The 2,290-nt window shown below is 57.8% G+C and carries 1 protein-coding gene; it reads right to left on the reverse strand.

Annotated features, from left to right (window positions below):
- Positions 1-365: 365 nt before the first annotated feature.
- The gene (locus ABZT03_RS43845; RefSeq protein WP_356049863.1) at positions 366-1,934 is read right to left on the reverse strand and encodes a penicillin-binding transpeptidase domain-containing protein; all 1,569 of its coding nucleotides are present in this window, start codon (positions 1,932-1,934) and stop codon (positions 366-368) included.
- Between the last annotated feature and the right edge of the window lie 356 nt (positions 1,935-2,290).

The following is a 2,290-nucleotide window of genomic DNA, read 5'->3' on the forward strand; positions in this document are numbered from 1 at the left end:
CGTGCCACACTGCTCCGACAACGGGACCTCCAGTGTTGGTCTTCTTGGTCGACGACTCAACTACCGAAGGTCCCGTTCTGTTCTCCTGCCTCCCCAGCGCAGCACGCCCCCTGCTGCTTGACAACCAGGCAACATGCCTACCTTTTCGGCATTGGCTACAGCCACACACAGTGGCTGATGATCTCCGGCGGGAAGCGAAAACCCCGGTACGACGGCGTGTCCACGAGCAGCCCCTCCGGCGATCCAACCGATCGGATGATCATGCCACCGGAGAAGACCTCCACTCAACTCAACCTGACAACACCGAATTTATGTATGCAGTAGAGCAGCAAATTTTCACTCTGAGAGTTTTTTTGACGCTTCAATCAAGACGGATCAACGGGAATGGCGGCGAGAAGATCACGCACAACGGGTCCAGCGGAGCCACTGCCCGTGTTTCCCCCTTCGACAAGACAGGCAATGGCGACGTTTCCGCGGTAGGAGACCAACCAGCCGTTGTTAGGCTGTTGCTCGCTAACCTCCGCTGTTCCAGTCTTGGCGCCAATTTCACCGGGCAGATCGGACAATATGGTTGCGGTGCCACTAGTGACGGTGGCGTGCATCATTTTCCGCAGTTGCATCACGACGCTGTGAGGAAGTGCGGTGGTATTCGTCACATCCCCGGCGTCGCTGAGGATGATGGGTTGGTGAAAAGTGCCCGAGGCGGCGGTTGCGGTAACGGATGCCATGATCAGCGGATTGGCCAGCACCTTTCCCTGACCGATCATAGCAGCGGCCTTGTCCGCTTCCGTCCCATTTGCTGGGACGGATCCGTCATAGGAATGGATTCCGGTTTGCCAGACCTGCCCGATTCCGAAATATTTCTTCGCGATCTGGGAAATCTCATTATCTCTGAGCTTGTCACGCAGACTGATAAAGGCAGTATTACAGGAGTGAGTGAAGTCTTCAAGAAAAGTGGCATTACGCTGTCGAGATCCCTCAACGTTGTGAAACTGTTTTCCAGCGATGATGTATTCTGGGCAGTCGACAATGTCGGCGGGCGTGATTGCTTTCTTTAGGAGGAGAGCGCCACTTGTAACCACCTTCCAGGTGGAGCCGGGCGCATAGGTTCCAGAAAAGGCACGGTTGAAACCTGTGGAGGGCGAGTTCGCGGCTGCCAAGACTTGGCCGTTGTCAAGTCGTAGCGCAACGAGGGCCGCGTTCTTCTCGGCAGCCTGGGTGGTGAGCGCCCTTTCAGCCGCGGCTTGCCAGGTGGCGTCGATCGTTGTTCTTACTGGACTTCCGCCGAACCTGACCTCGGTTCCCTTGGGTGTTCCGGTGACACGGTCGATGAGGCGGATGGCACCGCGGCCACCTTGGTTCAGCATCGTGCTCAATGAGGGATGCGCCGTGCTGGAGAGAGGCCTGCCGTGGCGATCAATAGCTGCGACGCCGCGCGGCTCTCGGTCTAGGTGAAACTTGGCAGTGTCACTTAGATGCGGGTGAACAAGGGAAAGTTGCCAGTGAACCTTCCAGGTTCCGTTCTTGCTCTGGTGCATTGGTAGCGATGACTGATAGTCCCAGATACCCAGTCCGGAGATCGGCATCTTCGCAGCAAAGGGAACTGTGATCGAGCCATCTTTAGAAACAGAGGCATGCCCGACAGTCAGGTCGGGCTCCTTGATATCCAACCCCTGATTGAATTTGGTCAGTACAGATTCCGCCTGCTGTGGGTTGTCGGTATGGCCTCCGGCACCGCTGAAATTACTCCCGGCCCAGTCGAAAAGAAAGGCGCGAGCCTCAGCGACAGCATACGGATCGACGACAGAGGAATCAGGAGCAAAGGGTTCCCAGTGGATGATGTAGGTGGCAGCGGCCGCGAAGGCAGCCGACACCGCGAGAATCAGCCAAGGCCACCGGTGACGCCGGGGCGCGCGGTGTCCGACGTTAGGCATAGTGTATATGATCCTTGGAGAGTCGCACGGTTTGTCGCAGGTAGGCGGACGGTAGTCGTTCGCCTGTTCCCGCTTCCGCCGTTGAGGTAGTTCCTGCTGCTACCCATACGAGGCCCCGGCATCTGCCGGGGTGAGTAATCGATGCTCATTTCAGCGAAATTCCTGACGCTACACCTTTCCCTGGGAATGGCACGCGGGTGCCCACCCGCGACCGCAGTGTCGCGGCCTCGAGCAAGAACTATCAGTACTCGACCAACCGGTGTTGACCTCGATTCGTCAGGGGTTGTGAGCTGCTGACCGGTTGGTCGGTTCGCCCCTTTTGTCCCTGATGGTTGGGGATGGGGCCGTCGCGTGTC

The organism is Streptomyces sp. NPDC005574 (assembly GCF_040605435.1).
GTDB lineage: Bacteria > Actinomycetota > Actinomycetes > Streptomycetales > Streptomycetaceae > Streptomyces.

Coding starts and splice junctions, on each gene's coding strand:
- ABZT03_RS43845 (WP_356049863.1), bottom strand. CDS start 1,934: ATGCCTAACGTCGGACACCGCGCGCCCCGGCGTCACCGGTGGCCTTGG.